The following is an 18359-nucleotide window of genomic DNA, read 5'->3' as shown; positions in this document are numbered from 1 at the left end:
GGATTGTGCTTTAAGGAGATACGGTTGAGCGCTACGGAAAAGCTGAAGTCTGCCAAGCCAACCAATCAAACGCAAAAAAGCCCGACGACCGGGGCCTCGGATATGGCCCACATCGTGCTCACCTTCGATAATAACCGTCTTGCCATTGCGCTTTACGGTCAGTTCGATGAGAACCTGGCCCGCATCGAGCAGAAGCTTGGCGTGGATGTCCGCTCCAAGGGAAATCAACTCTCGATCCGGGGCGAGCCGACCGCAACCGAGCAGGCGCGGCGTGCGCTCGATCATCTTTATGAAACGCTGCAGAAGGGCCATGAACTGACAACGTCGGATGTCGACGGCGCCTTGCGTATGGCAATCGCCGCCGATGACCAGCTCACCCTGCCGACGATGGAAAACAAGGGCAAACTCTCTGCGGCCCAGATTTCCACGCGCAAGAAGACCATTTTTGCCCGCACGCCGACGCAGGACGCCTATATGCGTGCACTGGACCGGTCGGAGCTGGTGTTCGGCGTCGGTCCCGCTGGGACTGGCAAGACCTATCTTGCCGTCGCTCATGCGGCGATGCTGCTGGAACGCGGTCTGGTGGAGCGCATTATCCTGTCTCGTCCGGCTGTGGAGGCGGGCGAACGTCTCGGCTTCCTGCCGGGCGATATGAAGGAAAAAGTCGACCCTTATCTGCGCCCGCTTTACGATGCGCTTTACGATATGATGCCGGCGGAAAAGGTCGAACGTGCCATTACGGCAGGCGTGATCGAGATCGCGCCGCTCGCCTTCATGCGCGGACGCACGCTGGCGCATTCTGCGGTCATTCTCGATGAGGCGCAGAACACGACTTCCATGCAAATGAAAATGTTCTTGACTCGTCTCGGTGAGGGATCGCGCATGATCGTTACCGGCGACCCGAGTCAGATCGATCTTCCACCGGGCCAGAAATCCGGCCTCGTGGAAGCGCTTCGTGTGCTGGACGATGTCGAGGGAGTCATCAAGGTGCGTTTTACAGAGAAAGACGTTGTTCGTCATCCGCTGGTAGCGGCAATCGTCGGCGCTTACGACCGCGACGGCAAACAGCACGCGCGTTCGGAATGATACGCGCAAATGGCCTTGCAATTGCCTGTAGGAATCACGATTTAAAAGATGCTGTCTGCCTTTTTGGCAGGCAGCTTTCTTGTAACTGAAAGGATGATGCGGCTAGCCAGCATGGAGAGCCGCCGCAGAACGTGTCAAATAACGCGATCCATATCGATATCATGGTTGAAGCTGGCAACTGGCCGGATGAGACCGCCCTTGAAGGGCTCGTCAGGAAGTCGGTCGAGGCCGCCTGGGCCAATTTGAACCTTAAGGACGCTGAAAGCGAACTGAGTGTGGTCTTCACCGACGATGCCTCGATCCAGACACTGAATGCGGAATGGCGCGGCAAGGACAAGCCGACCAATGTGCTGTCGTTCCCAGCATTTCCAATCAAGGCCGGGGCGCAGCCGGGTCCGATGCTGGGCGATATCATCATCGCGCGGGAAACAGTCGAGCGTGAAGCCAACGAAGAAGGTAAGCCGCTCGAAAACCATGTCGTGCATCTCGTCGTGCATGGCTTTTTGCACCTTTTGGGTTACGATCACGAAACCGATGCGGAAGCGAATGTGATGGAGGGGCGCGAGCGTGAGATCCTTCATGCCCTTGCCATCCCTGACCCTTATGCTGTATCCGAATAAGACCCTAACAACGATTGACCATGGCTGATCAAACATCGCACCCCCCGTCCGCTGGCGAGAATCGCAGCGAGACTCAAGACGCCGAAGGGCAAAGTACGCAGCGGCCCGTAGTGGCCGAGAAGCGTTCCCTATTGTCTAATATTTTCCCGTTCATGCGCTCGCGCCAGTCATCTTCCCTGCGCGAAGATCTGGCCGATGCGCTTTCCAGCACGGCAAGCGAACAGGATTCAGCATTCTCACCTGAAGAAAAGGCGATGCTTCACAACATCCTTCGCCTGCGCGAAATCCGCGTCGAAGACGTGATGATCCCGCGTGCTGATGTCGAGGCAGTGGAAATTTCCACGCCTCTCTGGGAAGTGCTGGAGCTTTTCGAAAAATCCGGTCATTCGCGCATGCCGGTCTATGCCGAGACCCTGGACGATCCGCGCGGCATGATCCATATCCGTGATGTTCTCAACTTCATCACCAAGCAGGCCCGCCAAAAAACTACGCGTCGCAGCAGCACGCGCAGCAAGGCAACGGCCGAGGATAAGGCTGCCAAATTCGACATGGGTCGTATCGATCTCACCAAGACGATCGGTGAACTCAATCTGATGCGCAAGGTCCTGTTCGTGCCGCCGTCCATGATGGCGAGCGGCTTGATGGCGCGCATGCAGGCGACCCATATCCAGATGGCACTGGTCATCGATGAATATGGCGGCACCGACGGTCTGGTTTCGTTGGAAGACATCGTCGAAATGGTCGTTGGCGACATCGAAGATGAGCATGACGACGAAGAAATCATGATCGCTGAAGAGGCCGACGGTGTGTTCGTTGTCGATGCGCGCGCCGATCTGGAAGAGCTGGCTGCAAAAATCGGCCCGTCTTTCGAAGTGGGAGAACATGGCGAGGATGTCGACACGGTCGGCGGTCTCATCTTCTCTGTTCTCGGGCGCATTCCAGTTCGCGGCGAAGTCGTGCAGGCAATTCCGGGCTACGAGTTCCATGTACTGGAAGTCGATCCGCGTCGGGTGAAGAAAGTGCGCATCGTGCCGCTTTCTGCTGCTGATCGTCGCCGCCAGCAGCGCGCTGTAGTATCCGCCAAGCCGGGAGAACAACCCGAAGAGCTCGAAGCCACAAACGACACCCCCAAAGAGGCCTGATGATCGAAAGACTGGCGGGCAGGATCATTCTTTCGAGCGGCTGGCGTCGTGCGCTGACTGCTTTTCTGAGTGGTGCCTTCGCCACGCTGACCCAGCCGCCCTTCGATGGTTTTGTGGCGGGTTTCGTTTCCTTCCCCATTTTAGTCTGGCTGATCGACGGAGCTATTGCGAAAGCGAATGCCGGACCGGTGCGCCGTCTCCTGCCAGCCGCCATGGTCGGTTGGTGGTTCGGTTTCGGCTATTTCGTCTCCGGATTATGGTGGATCGGTACGGCGCTGCTGGTCGATGCGGAGCAGTTTGCATGGGCCCTGCCGCTGGCGGTTCTGGGCCTGCCTGCGTTTTTGGCGTTGTTCTATGCGTTTGCAACCACGGTTGCGCGGATTTTCTGGTCGGATGGTTTGGGGCGCATCTTCGCGCTGGCGTTCGGTTTTGCACTGGCAGAATGGCTGCGACTTTTCCTGTTCACTGGTTTCCCGTGGAATGCCATCGGCTATGCCGTCATGCCGATTCCGCTCCTGATGCAATCGGTTGCCGTACTCGGTCTGATCGGAATGAGTGCATTGGCCGTATTTGTCTTTGCCGCACCGGCTCTGCTGATTGGCGGGCGGTTTGCAAGGACAGGTATCGTATTAGCCTTGATGCTCATCGCCGGTCACGTTGGTTTCGGTGCCTGGACGCTTTCAAAGGCGCCGGCAATCGGTGAGGAAAAAGGCACGCTTGCAGTTCGCATCGTACAGCCGTCCATCGCCCAGACCATGAAATGGGATAATACCGAACGTCGGTCGATCTTCGACAAGCTGGTGTCGCTGACCGGCGAAGCGCCTGCCAAAGGCGAGCCGAAGCCCGATGTGATCATTTGGCCGGAAACAGCAGTTCCTTATATTCTCACATCAACGCCCGAGGCTCTGTCACGTATCGGCGAGGTTTTACAGGACGGGCAGATGCTGCTGACCGGTGCCGTTCGCGAAGAGAAGGCAGCTGGTAGCGGTGAGCCGCACTACTATAATTCAATTTATACAATTAATAATCGCGGCGTCATCGTTGATGCCGCCGACAAGGTTCATCTCGTTCCTTTCGGCGAATATCTCCCCTATGAGAGTTTCCTGCGCAGGCTCGGACTTCAGGAAGTGGTGGAAATGCCGGGTGGGTTTACGGCAGGCGCATCGCGTCGCGCGCTGAACGTAAAAAATGGCCAGACCTTCCTGCCGCTGATCTGCTACGAAGCCATTTTTCCGGATGAGCTTGGATATTCGGGACAAAGAGCCAGCGCCATCATCAATGTGACAAATGATGCATGGTATGGTGATACACCCGGCCCGTACCAGCATTTCCGGCAGGCTCAGGTTCGCGCTGTGGAACAGGGGCTCCCCCTCATTCGTGCAGCTAATAATGGTCTTTCAGCTGTCGTTGATGCTTATGGTCGAATCACTGATGGCCTCGCACATGACGCGGTTGGCGTCATTGATGCTTACCTACCGTCATCTCGTGCACCATTTTGGGGCATGCCACCGGGTTCGCGACAATCTCTGGTAGCGCTGTTAACCTTACTCGTGTTGAGCGTGGCTTTCCGACTGCCAATCGGCAGGCGTTTTCATTGACAGACTAATATTGTTACGATGTTATGGCTCGGCGGCGACGGTTTTTGCGGAAAATCGTCAGACTACCTCCCAAAACCTATTGTTATCGCTGTTCAGATGAACAGAGCATGAATGAAAGCTCGCAGCTGCGAGGAGTGACACTTGTATGATTGAGAATAAAAAGAAGCCCAACCCCATTGACGTGCATGTCGGCAGCCGCATCCGTCTTCGCCGTAACATGCTGGGTCTCAGTCAGGAAAAACTTGGCGAAAGCCTCGGAATTACGTTTCAGCAGATCCAGAAATACGAGAAAGGCACCAACCGTGTCGGTGCAAGCCGCCTTCAGGCGATCTCGGCAATTCTGAATGTCCCGGTTTCCTTCTTTTTTGAAGATGCACCGGGTTCCTCGAACCAGGCCGGTTTTGCAGAAGACAATGAAGCGACCTATGTGGTCGATTTCCTGAATTCCAATGAAGGTGTTCAGCTGACCCGCGCCTTCACGAAAATTTCAGATCCGAAAGTGCGCCGCAAGATCATCGATCTCGTGAAGTCGCTCGCTGCGGACGCAGACTGATTTCATATTCCGGAAAAAGCTGCACGTGCGGGACATAACGATGTCCCGCCGGACTTTTGCAAATTACAGCGCTCGAGCGGGCAGAAAATGTCTTTTGGAACGAAATTTCCCGCCAAGACGCTGTGACAACAAGAATTTGCATTGACGGTTCAATCCTAACTTCGCTAACACATTACTGTGCCCGGAACGCTGAAAACCTGTTCCGGGCGCTACTGTGTTTCCATGGCGGAGGTATTCTCCGTTGGATTTTCAAGAGGGGTTACCCGTGTCGCGCAGTTCTTATCTCTTCACCAGCGAATCTGTGTCCGAAGGACATCCGGACAAGGTTTGCGACCGCATCTCCGATGAAATCGTGGACATGATCTACAAGGAAGCGCGCCGTACTGGTGTCGATCCATGGTCTGTCCGTGTTGCCTGCGAAACGCTTGCTACCACCAATCGCGTGGTCATTGCCGGCGAAGTGCGTGTGCCGGATACTTTTCTGAAGAAGAATAAGGACGGCACTGTCGCCCATGATACTGCCGGGCATCCATTGATCAATCCTTCGCGCTTCCGCTCTGCGGCCCGTAAGGCGATCCGGGAAATCGGTTACGAACAGAATGGCTTCAACTGGAAAACCGTAAAGATCGACGTTCTTCTGCATCCGCAGTCTGCCGATATCGCGCAGGGCGTAGACAACGCCGCCGACCGTCAGGGCGAGGAAGGTGCAGGCGATCAGGGCATCATGTTCGGTTATGCCTGCCGCGAAACCCCGGATCTCATGCCGGCGCCGATCTATTATTCGCACAAGATTCTCGAAAAGCTCTCCGAAGCCCGCCACAAGGGCGAAGGCGATGCGGGTATGCTTGGACCTGACGCCAAGAGCCAGGTTACCGTGCGTTATGAGAACGGCAAGGCCGCTGAGGTCACGCAGATCGTTCTTTCCACGCAGCATCTGGATGCGAGCTGGGATTCCAAAAAGGTCCGTTCGGTTGTCGAGCCCTATATTCGTGAGGCTCTGGGCGAGCTTCCGATTGCTGCCAACTGCAACTGGTACATCAATCCGACCGGCAAGTTCGTCATTGGCGGACCCGACGGCGATGCCGGTCTGACTGGCCGCAAGATCATCGTGGACACCTATGGTGGCGCCGCTCCGCACGGTGGTGGCGCCTTCTCGGGCAAGGATACGACCAAGGTGGATCGTTCCGCCGCTTATGCCGCGCGCTATCTTGCCAAGAACGTTGTTGCTGCCGGTCTTGCCGACCGCTGCACGATTCAGCTTTCCTATGCCATCGGTGTGGCACAGCCGCTTTCGGTTTATGTCGATCTGCATGGTACTGGCAAGGTTGTCGAATCGGCGGTCGAGACAGCGCTTCGCGAGGTCATGGATCTGTCGCCGACGGGTATCCGCAAGCACCTCGACCTCAACAAGCCGATCTATGCCAAGACATCGTCCTATGGTCATTTCGGTCGTAAGCCGGGCCGTGACGGTTCCTTCTCCTGGGAGAAGACCGATCTTACCAAGGCGCTGAAGGCAGCGGTAGCCTAACTTCCCAGTCGGAAAGTTGCATCGCGGGCTGCATGGCGTTATGTGTCGGGCAAATTTCGGAGGGCGCGGTCTTTGATCGCGCTCTTCCGCTATTAGAGCGCATCCCGATGGATCAAATATGACCGAAGAATCTCATCCTCTGCGCGGTGCCGGAAATTTTTTCGGCCGTCGCCATGGCAAGCCTTTGCGCAACCATCAGAAGAACCTGTTCGAGGATCTTCTGCCGCGCCTGAAGATTGATGTCGAAAAGCCCGCGCCGCAGGATCTGCGCACGCTTTTTGAAGCAAAGGTCGATGCTGTGCGTCTGGAAATCGGTTTTGGCGGCGGAGAGCATCTGCACCATGAGACAGGCCGTTATCCGCAGGCAGGTTTCATTGGCGTCGAGCCTTTCGTCAACGGCATGGCCAAGATGCTGGCTGCATTGGATAGCGAACCGCGACAAAATCTGCGTCTCTACGACGAAGATGCAACGGCGGTTTTGGACTGGCTGCCGGATACCTCCTTGGCGGGTATCGATCTCTTCTATCCCGATCCATGGCACAAGCGTCGCCACTGGAAACGCCGTTTCGTTAGCGATGCCAATCTCGACCGCTTTGCCCGAGTCCTGAAGCCCGGTGCGAAATTCCGGTTTGCATCGGACATCGAACATTATGTCAATTGGACGCTCCAGCATTGTCGCCGCCATCCGGCATTTGACTGGCAGGCGGCAGGCCCGTCTGACTGGAATGACGCTTATGAAAGCTGGCCTGGCACGCGCTATGAGGCAAAGGCTTTTCGCGAAGGACGACGTGCCGCCTATCTGACGTTCATTCGCCGTTGAAGTTACTAACAGCGAAGGGAATGAATCGAACGTCAGAAGCGGACTTGAAAAAATCCGTTTCCGCTGGTATATAAAACTCAAATTCTTGGTCGTTTGAACAAGAGTGGGTCCCCCCGGTCCCGCTCTTTTTTGTTACTTACGGCTAACTTGAAGAGGCTTTCCAGCCTTTTGAAAGGTTTTTAGGTTGACGGAACAGGTTCAGGCAAACGAAGCAGAAGTGCTCGCAACAGGCGCGGATGAGCGCATCATTCGCGAGACGGGTATCGATGCGAAAGTGGCTTCCATCATCGAGCCGGTCATCAATACGCTGGGCTTTCGACTGGTACGCGTGCGCCTCTCGGGGTTGAACGGCCAGACCTTGCAGATCATGGCCGAACGACCCGACGGTACGATGACCGTCGATGATTGCGAACTGGTCAGCCGCACAGTCGCACCGGTGCTCGATGTGGAAGACCCGATCAACGGAAAATATCATCTGGAGATTTCGTCTCCGGGTATCGATCGTCCGCTGGTCCGTAAGTCGGATTTTGCCGATTGGGCCGGTCATATCGCAAAGGTGGAAACCTCCATCGTGCATGAAGGCCGCAAGAAATTCCGCGGACGTATCGTTATGGGCGATGCGGAATCCGTCGTGATCGAAAGCGACCAGATTTCCTACGGCAGCGAACCTGTCGTGCGCATTCCATTCGACCTGATCTCGGATGCGCGTCTCGTGCTGACCGATGACCTGATCCGCGATGCGCTGCGCAAGGACAAGGCCCTGCGCGAAGGGCGTATTCCGGGTGATGACCTCGGTGGCGAAGAAGCGGACGGGCAGTCCGATGAAGCTGCATCGGGCGAAGCCGAAGATAAAGAATAAGTTTCAGACGTCCGGCATCTTGAGGAGCTGGATGCGACACCAAGGAGAGTCCAATGGCAGTCAGTGCTAACAGGCTGGAGCTTCTGCAGATCGCCGATGCGGTCGCACGCGAGAAGTCGATCGACCGCGAGATCGTTCTTGCGGCCATGGCCGATGCGATCCAGAAGGCCGCGCGCTCGCGCTACGGTCAGGAAAGCAACATCCGCGCGGACATCAATGCGAAATCCGGCGAGATCAAGCTGCAGCGCCTGCTGGAAGTCGTCGAGCATGTCGAGGATTACGCGACGCAGATTTCGCTCTTCACCGCCCGTGATCGCAATCCTGACGCACAGGTTGGCGACTTCATCGCCGATCAGCTGCCACCGATGGATTTCGGCCGTATCGCTGCCCAGTCGGCAAAACAGGTTATTGTGCAAAAAGTGCGCGAAGCCGAGCGTGACCGTCAGTATGACGAATACAAGGATCGCGTTGGCGAAATCGTCAATGGCACAGTCAAGCGCGTCGAATACGGCAATGTGATCGTCGATCTCGGTCGTGGCGAAGCCATCGTGCGCCGCGATGAACTGATCCCGCGCGAAGCGTTCCGTTACGGCGACCGCATTCGTGCCTATGTCTACGACGTGCGCCGCGAACAGCGCGGTCCGCAGATTTTCCTGTCGCGCACCCATCCGTCCTTCATGGCGAAGCTCTTCACCATGGAAGTTCCGGAAATCTACGACGGCATCATCGAAATCAAGTCGGTGGCCCGCGATCCGGGTTCCCGTGCCAAGATCGCGGTCGTGTCGCGTGACGCGTCCATCGATCCCGTCGGTGCCTGCGTCGGTATGCGCGGCTCCCGCGTTCAGGCCGTTGTCGGCGAGCTGCAGGGTGAAAAGATCGACATCATTCCGTGGTCTCCAGACGCAGCTTCCTTCATCGTCAATGCACTTCAGCCAGCTGAAGTTGCCAAGGTTGTGCTCGATGAAGATGCCGAACGTATTGAAGTTGTCGTTCCGAATGACCAACTATCACTCGCAATCGGTCGTCGTGGTCAGAACGTACGTCTTGCTTCCCAGCTCACCGGCTGGGACATCGACATCCTGACGGAAGACGAAGAATCCGAACGTCGTCAGAAGGAATTCGCCGAGCGTTCGACGCTCTTCATGGACGCGCTCAACGTTGACGAGATGGTTGGTCAGGTTCTGGCCTCCGAAGGTTTCGCATCCGTTGAAGAACTGGCCTATGTCGAGCCGGGCGAAATCGCGTCCATCGATGGTTTCGATGAAGATACGGCTGGCGAAATCCAGGAACGTGCCCGCGAATATCTGGATCGCATCGAAAGCGAACAGGATGATCGCCGCAAGGAACTGGGCGTCGAAGACGAACTGCGCGAACTGCCGGGCATCACCACGGCAATGCTGGTGGCTGTCGGTGAAGATGGCGTCAAGACGATCGAAGACTTTGCCGGATATGCCGTTGACGATCTGGTCGGCTGGCGTGAGCGCAAGGACGGCGAAACCGTTGCTCATAGCGGCATCTTCTCTTCGTTCGATGTTTCGCGCGTCGATGCGGAACAGATGGTCCTGACTGCGCGTTTGAAGGCAGGATGGATCACGGAAGAAGAACTGGCATCTGCTCAGGAAGAAGAAGCAGAAGTCGGCGAAGAGGAAGCGGCTTCTTAAGAAGCAGCCGGAATAAAAAGAGCCGCATGGCTTCTTACGTCTGAGACAATTCAGGCGTAAGCTGTGCGGCTCTCGCAATTGATCCCGGAAAAATGGTCATCGTTCATTCGAATTGATTGGCCGGTTCGGGTTTCGAGTGGGTTCCGGTCATCTTACGGGTTGTGGTGGGGCTTTTGCTCTGGTACAGCGCCCGCGTCACGTCCGATGTGCGCGGCAGACCGCAATATGGCAAGACTGGAGTTCGCGTGGAGCAGGATATGAATGACAGAACCTGTATCGTCACGCGCGAAAGCGGTTCTGCCGATGATCTGATCCGTTTCGTGGCTGGTCCCGACGGGTCCGTTGTGCCGGACTTGAAAAAGAATCTGCCGGGTAGGGGATGCTGGGTCAAGGCCGAGCGTCGTCTGGTGGACGAAGCGGTCAAGCGCAAGCTTTTTGCGCGAGCGCTGAAAGAAGGTGTGACGCCGCAGGCGGATCTTGGCGCGCTGGTGGACCAGCTGCTGACGAAATCTGCTCTCGGTAGCCTCGCTCTGGCTCGTAAGGCCGGAGCTGTGGTGTCGGGCTCGACCAAGGTGGATCAGGCGATCCGCACCGGGACAGCCGCCATGGTGTTGCACGCGAAGGAAGCCGCTGCCGACGGTGTACGCAAGCTTGATCAGGCTCGCCGCGCTGTGGTGCATCTGGATGGCCCGGAAATCCCTTCTTTCACTCTTTTTACGGGGGAAGAAATGGATTTGGCATTTGGGGGCGGAAATGTGATACATGCAGCCGTACTTGAAGGAAAGGCGGCGGCCGGGTTCGTAAAGCGGGCGCTTATGTTGCATCGCTATCGCGATGAAAGCGCATCGAACCTGGATTAGAGCGCAACTCTGGAGGGGCTTGGCAGGCTCCGGATCGGATTGTGCGTTGAGGCGGATGACTGGAGCTTTATCCAACCTGACCTGGTCGCGTTGGATAAAGCTCGAGTAGAGCGGCCGGAGCCGCGAAGGAAACGGAAACGTAATGAGCGATAAAACGAACGACGACAAGACGCTGAGCGTTAATACGAAGAAGACGCTGACCATGAAGCGGCCAGGCGTCGAGCAGAGCACCGTGCGCCAGAATTTCAGCCACGGCCGCACGAAGGCTGTCGTCGTTGAAACGAAGAAGCGCAAATTCTCGCGGCCCGATGAGAAGCCGGAAGTCGAGGCAGCGGCTCCACGGCCGGCAGCTCCGGCACCTGCTGCTCCCACGCCTGCTACACCTGCGCCGGCGCAGGCTGCCCAGCCTGCACAAGCCGCACCGGTCGTACGTGCGCCAGCTCCCGCAGCCCCGACACCGAAGCCAGCGGCGCCTGCCGCTCCGGTAACAAGGCCGCATGTTGCACAGCAGCGACCGGCACAGCAACGCCCTGGCGGCCAGCAGGCACAGCGTCCGCGCCCATCCGACCGCTCCGGCATGGTGTTGAATACGCTGTCGCGCTCTGAAATGGATGCGCGCCGCCGCGCGCTAGAAGAAGCGCAGGTTCGTGAAGTTGAAGAACGCGCACGCGCGGTCGAGGAAGCCAAGCGCCGCGCCGAGGAAGATGCTCGCCGCGCCAAGGAACGTGAAGAATCCGCCCGTCGTCAGGCGGAAGAAGAGGCCCGTCTCAAGGCTGAGGCTGACGCCCGCCGCAAGGCAGAGGAAGAAGCTGCCAAGCGCATGCCGCAATCGGAAGCGCGCACTGACGCACGTCCGGCGCCACAAGGCAACCGTCCGCAGCAGGCTGGTCGCCCTCAGGGTAATCGCCCGCCGCAGGGCGGTCGTCCACAGCAGGGTGGACCGCGTCCGGCTCCGTCGCTTGCCGAAACCGCACCGGGACCGGGCAAGCCTCTTCCACAGAGCCAGCTTCGCAAGCCCGGCCAGTCGGATGACGACGATGATCGTCGCGGCGCAGTCCGTCGCGGGGCTCCGGCGAAGCCGGAAGTGCGCGCGCCGAAGGCCACGAAGGGCGATGATGATCGCCGTCGCGGCAAGCTGACGCTTACGAGCAATCTTGAGGAAGAGGGCCGTTCGCGCTCGCTTTCCGCGATGCGTCGCCGTCAGGAAAAGTTCAAGCGTTCGCAGATGCAGGAAACCCGCGAAAAGATTTCGCGTGAAGTGACCATTCCTGAAACCATCACGCTGCAGGAACTGGCCCAGCGCATGGCGGAGCGTTCGGTCGATATCATCAAGTACCTGATGAAGCAGGGCCAGATGATGAAGCCGGGCGACGTCATCGATGCCGATACCGCACAGCTGATCGCCGAAGAATTCGGCCACACCGTCAAGCGCGTTGCTGAATCGGACGTTGAAGAAGGTATCTTCAACGTGGAAGACAATCAGGCTGCCATGGTTTCGCGTCCGCCGGTCGTAACCATCATGGGCCACGTCGACCACGGCAAGACCTCGCTGCTCGATGCCATCCGTCATGCCAATGTCGTGTCGGGCGAAGCTGGCGGCATCACCCAGCATATCGGTGCTTATCAGGTCGAACAGAACGGCCAGAAGATCACCTTTATCGATACGCCGGGCCACGCCGCGTTTACCGCAATGCGTGCCCGCGGTGCGCAGGCAACCGATATTGCCATTCTGGTGGTTGCCGCCGACGACAGCGTGATGCCGCAGACGATTGAATCGATCAACCACGCCAAGGCGGCCGGTGTGCCGATCATCGTGGCGATCAACAAGATCGACAAGCCTGCCGCCGATCCGCAGAAGGTTCGTACTGCACTGTTGCAGCATGAAGTCTTCGTGGAATCGATGGGCGGTGAAGTGCTCGACGTCGAAGTGTCGGCCAAGAACAAGATCAACCTCGACAAGCTGCTCGACGCAGTTCTGCTTCAGGCGGAAATGCTCGACCTGCAAGCTGATCCGACCCGTACCGCCGAAGGTGTGGTCATCGAAGCCCAGCTCGATCGCGGTCGCGGTTCGGTTGCCACCGTTCTGGTCCAGAAGGGCTCGCTGCATCCGGGTGACATTCTCGTTGCCGGCAGCGAATGGGGCCGTGTGCGCGCCCTGGTCAATGACCGTGGCGAGCATGTCAAGGAGGCCGGTCCGGCAATGCCGGTCGAAATCCTCGGCCTTCAGGGAACGCCGCAGGCGGGCGACCGTTTCGCAGTGGTTGCCAACGAAGCCAAGGCACGTGAAATCGCCGAATATCGCCAGCGTCTGGCGCGCGACAAGGCTGTTGCACGCCAGTCAGGCGCTCGCGGCTCGCTTGAGCAGATGATGAACCAGCTCCAGGTGTCGGGCACGAAGGAATTCCCGCTCGTCATCAAGGGCGACGTGCAGGGCTCCATCGAAGCGATCAGCAATGCGCTGGACAAGCTTGGCACCGACGAAGTTCGCGCCCGCATCGTCCATTCGGGCGCAGGCGGCATCACGGAAAGCGACGTGTCGCTGGCCGAGGCTTCCAACGCCGCGATCATCGGCTTCAACGTCCGGGCCAACAAGCAGGCTCGCGATGCAGCCGATCAGCAGGGCATTGAAATCCGCTACTATAACATCATCTATGATCTCATTGATGACGTTAAGGCGGCGATGTCGGGCCTTCTGTCGCCGGAACGCCGCGAAACCTTCCTTGGCAATGCGGAGATTCTCGAAGTCTTCAATATCACCAAGGTCGGCAAGGTCGCCGGTTGCCGTGTCACCGAAGGCAAGGTCGAGCGTGGCGCAGGTGTGCGCCTCATCCGCGACAATGTGGTCATCCACGAAGGCAAGCTCAAGACGCTCAAGCGCTTCAAGGATGAAGTGTCGGAAGTTCCGGCCGGTCAGGAATGCGGTATGGCGTTCGAGAATTACGACGATATTCGCGCAGGCGATGTCATCGAAGCCTTCCGCGTCGAACACGTTTCGCGCACGCTTTAATAGCTTTGGCCGGACCGCCCATACGGGCGGTCCGGCTTTTTATTGCCCGGTTCCGAGGGTCTGACTCCCATCTGAATTGTGGTAAGTTACGCCCATAATTTTCAAGCCATGCGGTCGGACAGCCTGAGAGGCTGAACGCCGGTTGATGGCTGTTCATCGAGGATATAGCTATGGCACGTTCCCCGGACCCAAAAGGCTCAGGCGGCCTTTCCCAGCGCCAGCTTCGCGTTGGCGAACAGGTGCGCCACGCATTGGCGCAATTGCTCCAGCGCGGTGAAATCCGTGACGATCTGATCGAGCGCACCGTCATTTCCGTTTCGGAAGTGCGCATGTCGCCCGATCTGAAGATCGCCACCTGTTTCATCATGCCACTTGGCAATGTTGACCCGCAGTCTATCGTCAAGGCATTGGCCGCAAACGCGAAATTTATTCGCGGACGCATGGCGCCTGTCCTTGGCCAGATGAAATACATGCCGGAGTTCCGCTTTCGCTCAGACACGAGTTTCGACAATTTTTCGAAGATCGACGCACTTCTGCGGTCGCCGGAAGTGGCGCGCGATCTTTCGCATGACCATGAAGACGGCGAGGATAAAACCTCCCGCAAAGGAGACGAATAAAGCATGGCAAGACGGGGTAAGAAAAAAGGCCGTCCGGTTTCCGGTTGGGTCATTTTCGACAAGCCGAAAGGTATGGGATCGACCGAAGCGGTCTCGAAGATCAAGTGGCTGTTCAATGCCGAGAAGGCCGGTCATGCCGGTACGCTCGACCCGCTCGCATCCGGCATGCTGCCGATTGCTCTGGGGGAAGCCACCAAGACCGTGCCTTATGTCATGGACGGAACCAAGGTCTATCGTTTCACGGTGACTTGGGGTGAAGAACGTTCGACCGACGATCTGGAAGGCCAGTCGACCAAGACCTCCGGCAAGCGCCCCTCGCGGGAAGAGGTCGAGGCCTTGCTGCCAAATTATACCGGCGTCATCTCGCAGATCCCGCCGCAGTTCTCCGCCATCAAGATCGACGGTGAACGCGCCTATGATCTCGCTCGCGAAGGCGAAACGGTGGAAATTCCGGCGCGCGAAGTCGAGATCGACCGTCTGGAGATCGTCGAATTCCACGACGACAACCGCACGTCATTCGAAGTCGAGTGCTCCAAGGGCACCTATGTCCGCTCGCTGGCGCGCGATATGGGCCGCGACCTTGGCTGCTTCGGCCATATTTCTGAACTGCGCCGTATCGAAGTCGCTCCGTTTACGGAAGAAGATTTCGTGACGCTTTCCGAACTGGAAGCCGTCTGGCCGCCGCTACCGCCGAAAGACGAGGATGGCAATGTGGCTGAACCTGCGCCGCGTCGCGATTTTTCCGGCCTCGACGCGCTGGTGATCGACACGGGCGCTGCCCTCGACTGCCTGCCGCAGGTGCCTCTGACCGACGATCAGGCGCAGCGCGTTCGTCTCGGCAATCCAGTGATCCTGCGTGGTCGCGATGCCCCACTGGAAGCGGACGAAGCCTGCGTCACGGCGCGCGGAAAGCTGCTCGCCATCGGCTATATCGAGCATGGTCAGTTCAAGCCGAAGCGGGTTTTTACGGTCGCCTAAAAGAGTCTGCTCATTGCTGGGGTGTATTTGATGCTGGTATTCTTGCCGTTTTTGCACTATATGCCCCAACAGCGATCCCGCAAAAATGCAGATCAGATCGTGTAAATGGCCCGCGCTGGACGACATCCCGGCCTGGGCGTCTGTTTTTCCTCTCATCAAGAAAGGGTGTACGATGTCGATTACTGCTGAGCGCAAGCAAGCACTTATCAAGGAATATGCCACCAAGGAAGGCGATACCGGTTCTCCTGAAGTTCAGGTTGCCGTTCTTTCAGAGCGTATTGCCAATCTCACCGAACACTTCAAGGGCCACAAGAATGACAATCATTCACGTCGCGGCCTTCTGAAGCTGGTTTCGCAGCGTCGTCGCCTTCTTGACTATGTCAAGGGCATCGACCAGGCACGTTACCAGGCGCTGATCAGCCGTTTAGGCCTGCGCCGCTAACGGTAATTCGGGCGACGTGATAAACGTCGCCCGTTTGTTTTATTAAAAGCATTTCCAGCAAAAGTGCGAAGCGGTTTTGCGTTGGATAATGCGAAGAAACAGAGAATAGGGCATACGCCCTTATTTCCCGCCCCGGACGAAACAAGGCCGGATCGGGTTGCCCGAGAGCCGAAAAGGCTCATGACATGGACCAGTCATGGGGCAGGATTGCAGGTAGTTCGCTTTTCCTCGAGCTTCCCGTTGTCTTGCCCGTGGCGCGTCCGCCAACCACGGAGATGCCTTAGCGCCTTGCGCGGCGTCTCCATATGAGGACAAGATATGTTCAATACCCACAAAGTGGAAATCGAATGGGGCGGTCGTCCGCTTACGCTCGAAACCGGCAAGATCGCCCGTCAGGCTGACGGCGCTGTTCTGGCAACCTACGGCGAAACTGTCGTTCTGGCGACTGTCGTTTCTGCCAAGGAGCCGAAGCCGGGTCAGGATTTCTTCCCGCTGACCGTCAACTATCAGGAAAAGACCTACGCTGCCGGCAAAATCCCTGGCGGTTACTTCAAGCGTGAAGGTCGTCCGAGCGAAAACGAAACCCTCGTTTCGCGCCTGATTGATCGCCCGATCCGTCCGCTCTTCGTCGACGGTTACAAGAACGACACGCAGGTCGTCATTACCGTCGTTCAGCACGATCTGGAAAACGATCCGGACGTCCTGTCGATGGTTGCCGCTTCCGCAGCGCTCACCATTTCGGGTGTGCCTTTCATGGGCCCGATTGGCGGCGCACGCGTCGGCTACATCAACGGCGAATATGTTCTGAATCCGAATATCGACGAAATGCCGGAATCGAAGCTCGATCTGGTTGTTGCCGGTACCTCGGAAGCCGTGCTGATGGTTGAATCGGAAGCGCAGGAACTCTCCGAAGAAGTCATGCTTGGCGCTGTTGTTTTCGGCCAGAAGAGCTTCCAGCCGGTCATCGACGCGATCATCAAACTCGCTGAAGTTGCCGCCAAGGAACCGCGCGACTTCCTGCCAGAAGACCTTTCGGCCCTCGAAGCCAAGATGCTTGCCGTTGTCGAAAACGAGCTGCGCGACGCGTACAAGATCACCGAAAAGCAGGTCCGTTACGCCGCTGTCGATGCCGCCAAGGCAAAGGCTAAGGAACATTTCTTCCCGGAAGGCGCGGAAGAAACAGAAATGTCGCCGGAACAGTTCGCGACCATCTTCAAGCACTTGCAGGCCAAGATCGTTCGCTGGAACATTCTCGACACCGGCACCCGCATCGACGGACGCGATCTTTCGACTGTTCGTCCGATCGTCTCAGAGGTTGGCCTTCTGCCGCGCACTCACGGCTCGGCCCTGTTCACCCGTGGTGAAACGCAGGCTATCGTCGTCGCCACGCTCGGCACGGGCGAAGACGAGCAGATGATCGACGCCCTGACCGGCACCTACAAGCAGCCTTTCATGCTGCACTACAACTTCCCGCCATATTCGGTTGGTGAAACCGGCCGCATGGGTTCGCCGGGCCGTCGCGAAATCGGTCATGGCAAGCTCGCATGGCGCGCTATCCACCCGATGCTGCCGGCCGCCGAGCAGTTCCCATACACGATCCGCGCTGTTTCGGAGATCACCGAATCCAACGGTTCGTCCTCGATGGCAACGGTTTGCGGCACCTCGCTGGCTCTGATGGACGCAGGCGTTCCGCTTGCCCGTCCGGTTGCCGGTATCGCCATGGGCCTCATCAAGGAAGGCGAACGCTTCGCCGTTCTCTCCGACATTCTCGGTGATGAAGATCACCTCGGCGACATGGACTTCAAGGTTGCCGGCACGGAAAATGGCATCACTTCCTTGCAGATGGACATCAAGATCGACGGTATCACCGAAGAGATCATGAAGGTCGCTCTGGAACAGGCCAAGGGTGGCCGTATCCACATCCTCGGCGAAATGGCCAAGGCTCTGTCCTCGTCGCGCGCTGAGCTGGGCGAATTCGCTCCGCGCATCGAAGTGATGAACATTCCGACCGACAAGATCCGTGATGTTATCGGTTCGGGCGGCAAGGTCATCCGCGAAATCGTGGAAAAGACTGGCGCCAAGATCAACATCGAAGACGATGGCACGGTGAAGATCGCTTCATCGAACGGCAAAGAAATCGAAGCTGCCAAGAAGTGGATCCACTCGATCGTTGCGGAACCGGAAGTCGGCGAAATCTACGAAGGCACGGTCGTCAAGACTGCTGACTTCGGCGCTTTCGTGAACTTCTTCGGCCCGCGTGATGGTCTGGTCCACATCTCACAGCTGGCCAGCGACCGCGTTGCCAAGACCACCGATGTGGTCAAGGAAGGCCAGAAGGTCTGGGTCAAGCTCATGGGCTTCGATGAACGCGGCAAGGTTCGTCTGTCGATGAAGGTTGTCGATCAGGAAACCGGCAAGGAAATCGTTCAGGAAAAGAAGAAGGAAGAAGCTGACGCTGAATAAGCGTTGTACTCTTCGGTTTCGAAAGAAGCGCGCCTTAAGGGCGCGCCTCAGGCTGCTGACAAACCCCTGGCTATGCCTGGGGTTTTGTGATTCATTGGGATATGTTGAAGAAACCAGCCGCCGCA

15 protein-coding genes are annotated in these 18359 nt (G+C 57.7%); all 15 read left to right on the top strand.

The window, feature by feature from the left end; genetic code table 11:
* The first annotated feature begins 24 nt into the window (after positions 1 to 24).
* The 15 genes from JNC70_RS04945 (at position 25) to pnp (ending at position 18234) form a co-directional block, all read left to right on the top strand.
* A complete protein-coding gene (locus tag JNC70_RS04945; RefSeq protein WP_180350173.1) occupies positions 25 to 1086 on the top strand; it encodes a PhoH family protein in 1062 nt (353 codons plus the stop codon).
* 131 nt (positions 1087 to 1217) lie between these two features.
* Positions 1218 to 1706 carry an rRNA maturation RNase YbeY gene (gene ybeY, locus JNC70_RS04940; protein ID WP_104755199.1) on the top strand — a complete coding sequence of 163 codons (489 nt, stop codon included), beginning with the start codon at positions 1218 to 1220 and terminating at the stop codon, positions 1704 to 1706.
* 20 nt (positions 1707 to 1726) lie between these two features.
* Entirely contained in the window at positions 1727 to 2848 is a 1122-nt protein-coding gene (locus JNC70_RS04935) for a hemolysin family protein (protein WP_104755200.1), read from the top strand.
* Positions 2848 to 4446 (top strand): apolipoprotein N-acyltransferase, encoded by a 1599-nt coding sequence (gene lnt, locus JNC70_RS04930; protein WP_104755201.1) that lies wholly within the window; start codon positions 2848 to 2850, stop codon positions 4444 to 4446. Before JNC70_RS04935 ends, lnt begins: the two co-directional genes overlap by 1 nt.
* 145 nt (positions 4447 to 4591) lie before the next feature.
* Positions 4592 to 4999, top strand: a complete 408-nt coding sequence (locus tag JNC70_RS04925) for a helix-turn-helix domain-containing protein (protein ID WP_010657769.1) — start codon at positions 4592 to 4594, stop codon at positions 4997 to 4999.
* A gap of 265 nt (positions 5000 to 5264) precedes the next feature.
* Entirely contained in the window at positions 5265 to 6527 is a 1263-nt protein-coding gene (gene metK, locus JNC70_RS04920) for a methionine adenosyltransferase (protein WP_104755202.1), read from the top strand.
* Between the two features lie 118 nt (positions 6528 to 6645).
* A complete protein-coding gene (trmB, locus tag JNC70_RS04915) occupies positions 6646 to 7347 on the top strand; it encodes a tRNA (guanine(46)-N(7))-methyltransferase TrmB (RefSeq protein WP_104755203.1) in 702 nt (233 codons plus the stop codon).
* 184 nt (positions 7348 to 7531) lie between these two features.
* A complete protein-coding gene (gene rimP, locus JNC70_RS04910; protein ID WP_104755204.1) occupies positions 7532 to 8206 on the top strand; it encodes a ribosome maturation factor RimP in 675 nt (224 codons plus the stop codon).
* A 53-nt stretch (positions 8207 to 8259) separates the two neighbouring features.
* Positions 8260 to 9867: a transcription termination factor NusA gene (gene nusA / locus JNC70_RS04905; protein ID WP_104755205.1), complete on the top strand. Its 1608-nt coding sequence runs from the start codon at positions 8260 to 8262 to the stop codon at positions 9865 to 9867.
* Between the two features lie 245 nt (positions 9868 to 10112).
* On the top strand, positions 10113 to 10727 hold the full coding sequence (locus JNC70_RS04900) for an RNA-binding protein (RefSeq protein ID WP_374788557.1): 615 nt from the start codon (positions 10113 to 10115) through the stop codon (positions 10725 to 10727).
* 142 nt (positions 10728 to 10869) lie between these two features.
* Positions 10870 to 13734, top strand: coding sequence for a translation initiation factor IF-2 (infB, locus tag JNC70_RS04895; protein WP_104755206.1), 2865 nt, complete (start codon positions 10870 to 10872; stop codon positions 13732 to 13734).
* A gap of 170 nt (positions 13735 to 13904) precedes the next feature.
* A complete protein-coding gene (rbfA, locus tag JNC70_RS04890) occupies positions 13905 to 14351 on the top strand; it encodes a 30S ribosome-binding factor RbfA (RefSeq protein WP_104755207.1) in 447 nt (148 codons plus the stop codon).
* 3 nt (positions 14352 to 14354) lie between these two features.
* Positions 14355 to 15329 carry a tRNA pseudouridine(55) synthase TruB gene (truB, locus tag JNC70_RS04885; protein ID WP_104755208.1) on the top strand — a complete coding sequence of 325 codons (975 nt, stop codon included), beginning with the start codon at positions 14355 to 14357 and terminating at the stop codon, positions 15327 to 15329.
* Positions 15330 to 15501: 172 nt separating this feature from the next.
* Positions 15502 to 15771 (top strand): 30S ribosomal protein S15, encoded by a 270-nt coding sequence (rpsO, locus tag JNC70_RS04880; RefSeq protein WP_061344682.1) that lies wholly within the window; start codon positions 15502 to 15504, stop codon positions 15769 to 15771.
* Between the two features lie 318 nt (positions 15772 to 16089).
* Complete coding sequence (gene pnp / locus JNC70_RS04875; protein WP_104755209.1) at positions 16090 to 18234, top strand: polyribonucleotide nucleotidyltransferase; 2145 nt, start codon at positions 16090 to 16092, stop codon at positions 18232 to 18234.
* The last annotated feature ends 125 nt before the right edge of the window (positions 18235 to 18359 follow it).

The sequence above is a fragment of the Brucella oryzae genome (genome assembly GCF_041929965.1).
GTDB lineage: Bacteria > Pseudomonadota > Alphaproteobacteria > Rhizobiales > Rhizobiaceae > Brucella > Brucella oryzae.
The sequence above is the reverse complement of the archived record's forward strand: the minus strand, read 5'-3'. Positions and strand labels throughout refer to the sequence as shown.

Excerpts from the sequence above, each read along its gene's own strand:
- lnt (WP_104755201.1), top strand. The coding sequence starts at position 2,848 with ATGATCGAAAGACTGGCGGGCAGGATCATTCTTTCGAGCGGCTGGCGT.
- rpsO (WP_061344682.1), top strand. The coding sequence starts at position 15,502 with ATGTCGATTACTGCTGAGCGCAAGCAAGCACTTATCAAGGAATATGCC.
- JNC70_RS04925 (WP_010657769.1), top strand. The coding sequence starts at position 4,592 with ATGATTGAGAATAAAAAGAAGCCCAACCCCATTGACGTGCATGTCGGC.
- JNC70_RS04935 (WP_104755200.1), top strand. The coding sequence starts at position 1,727 with ATGGCTGATCAAACATCGCACCCCCCGTCCGCTGGCGAGAATCGCAGC.
- nusA (WP_104755205.1), top strand. The coding sequence starts at position 8,260 with ATGGCAGTCAGTGCTAACAGGCTGGAGCTTCTGCAGATCGCCGATGCG.
- infB (WP_104755206.1), top strand. The coding sequence starts at position 10,870 with ATGAGCGATAAAACGAACGACGACAAGACGCTGAGCGTTAATACGAAG.
- truB (WP_104755208.1), top strand. The coding sequence starts at position 14,355 with ATGGCAAGACGGGGTAAGAAAAAAGGCCGTCCGGTTTCCGGTTGGGTC.
- trmB (WP_104755203.1), top strand. The coding sequence starts at position 6,646 with ATGACCGAAGAATCTCATCCTCTGCGCGGTGCCGGAAATTTTTTCGGC.
- pnp (WP_104755209.1), top strand. The coding sequence starts at position 16,090 with ATGTTCAATACCCACAAAGTGGAAATCGAATGGGGCGGTCGTCCGCTT.
- rbfA (WP_104755207.1), top strand. The coding sequence starts at position 13,905 with ATGGCACGTTCCCCGGACCCAAAAGGCTCAGGCGGCCTTTCCCAGCGC.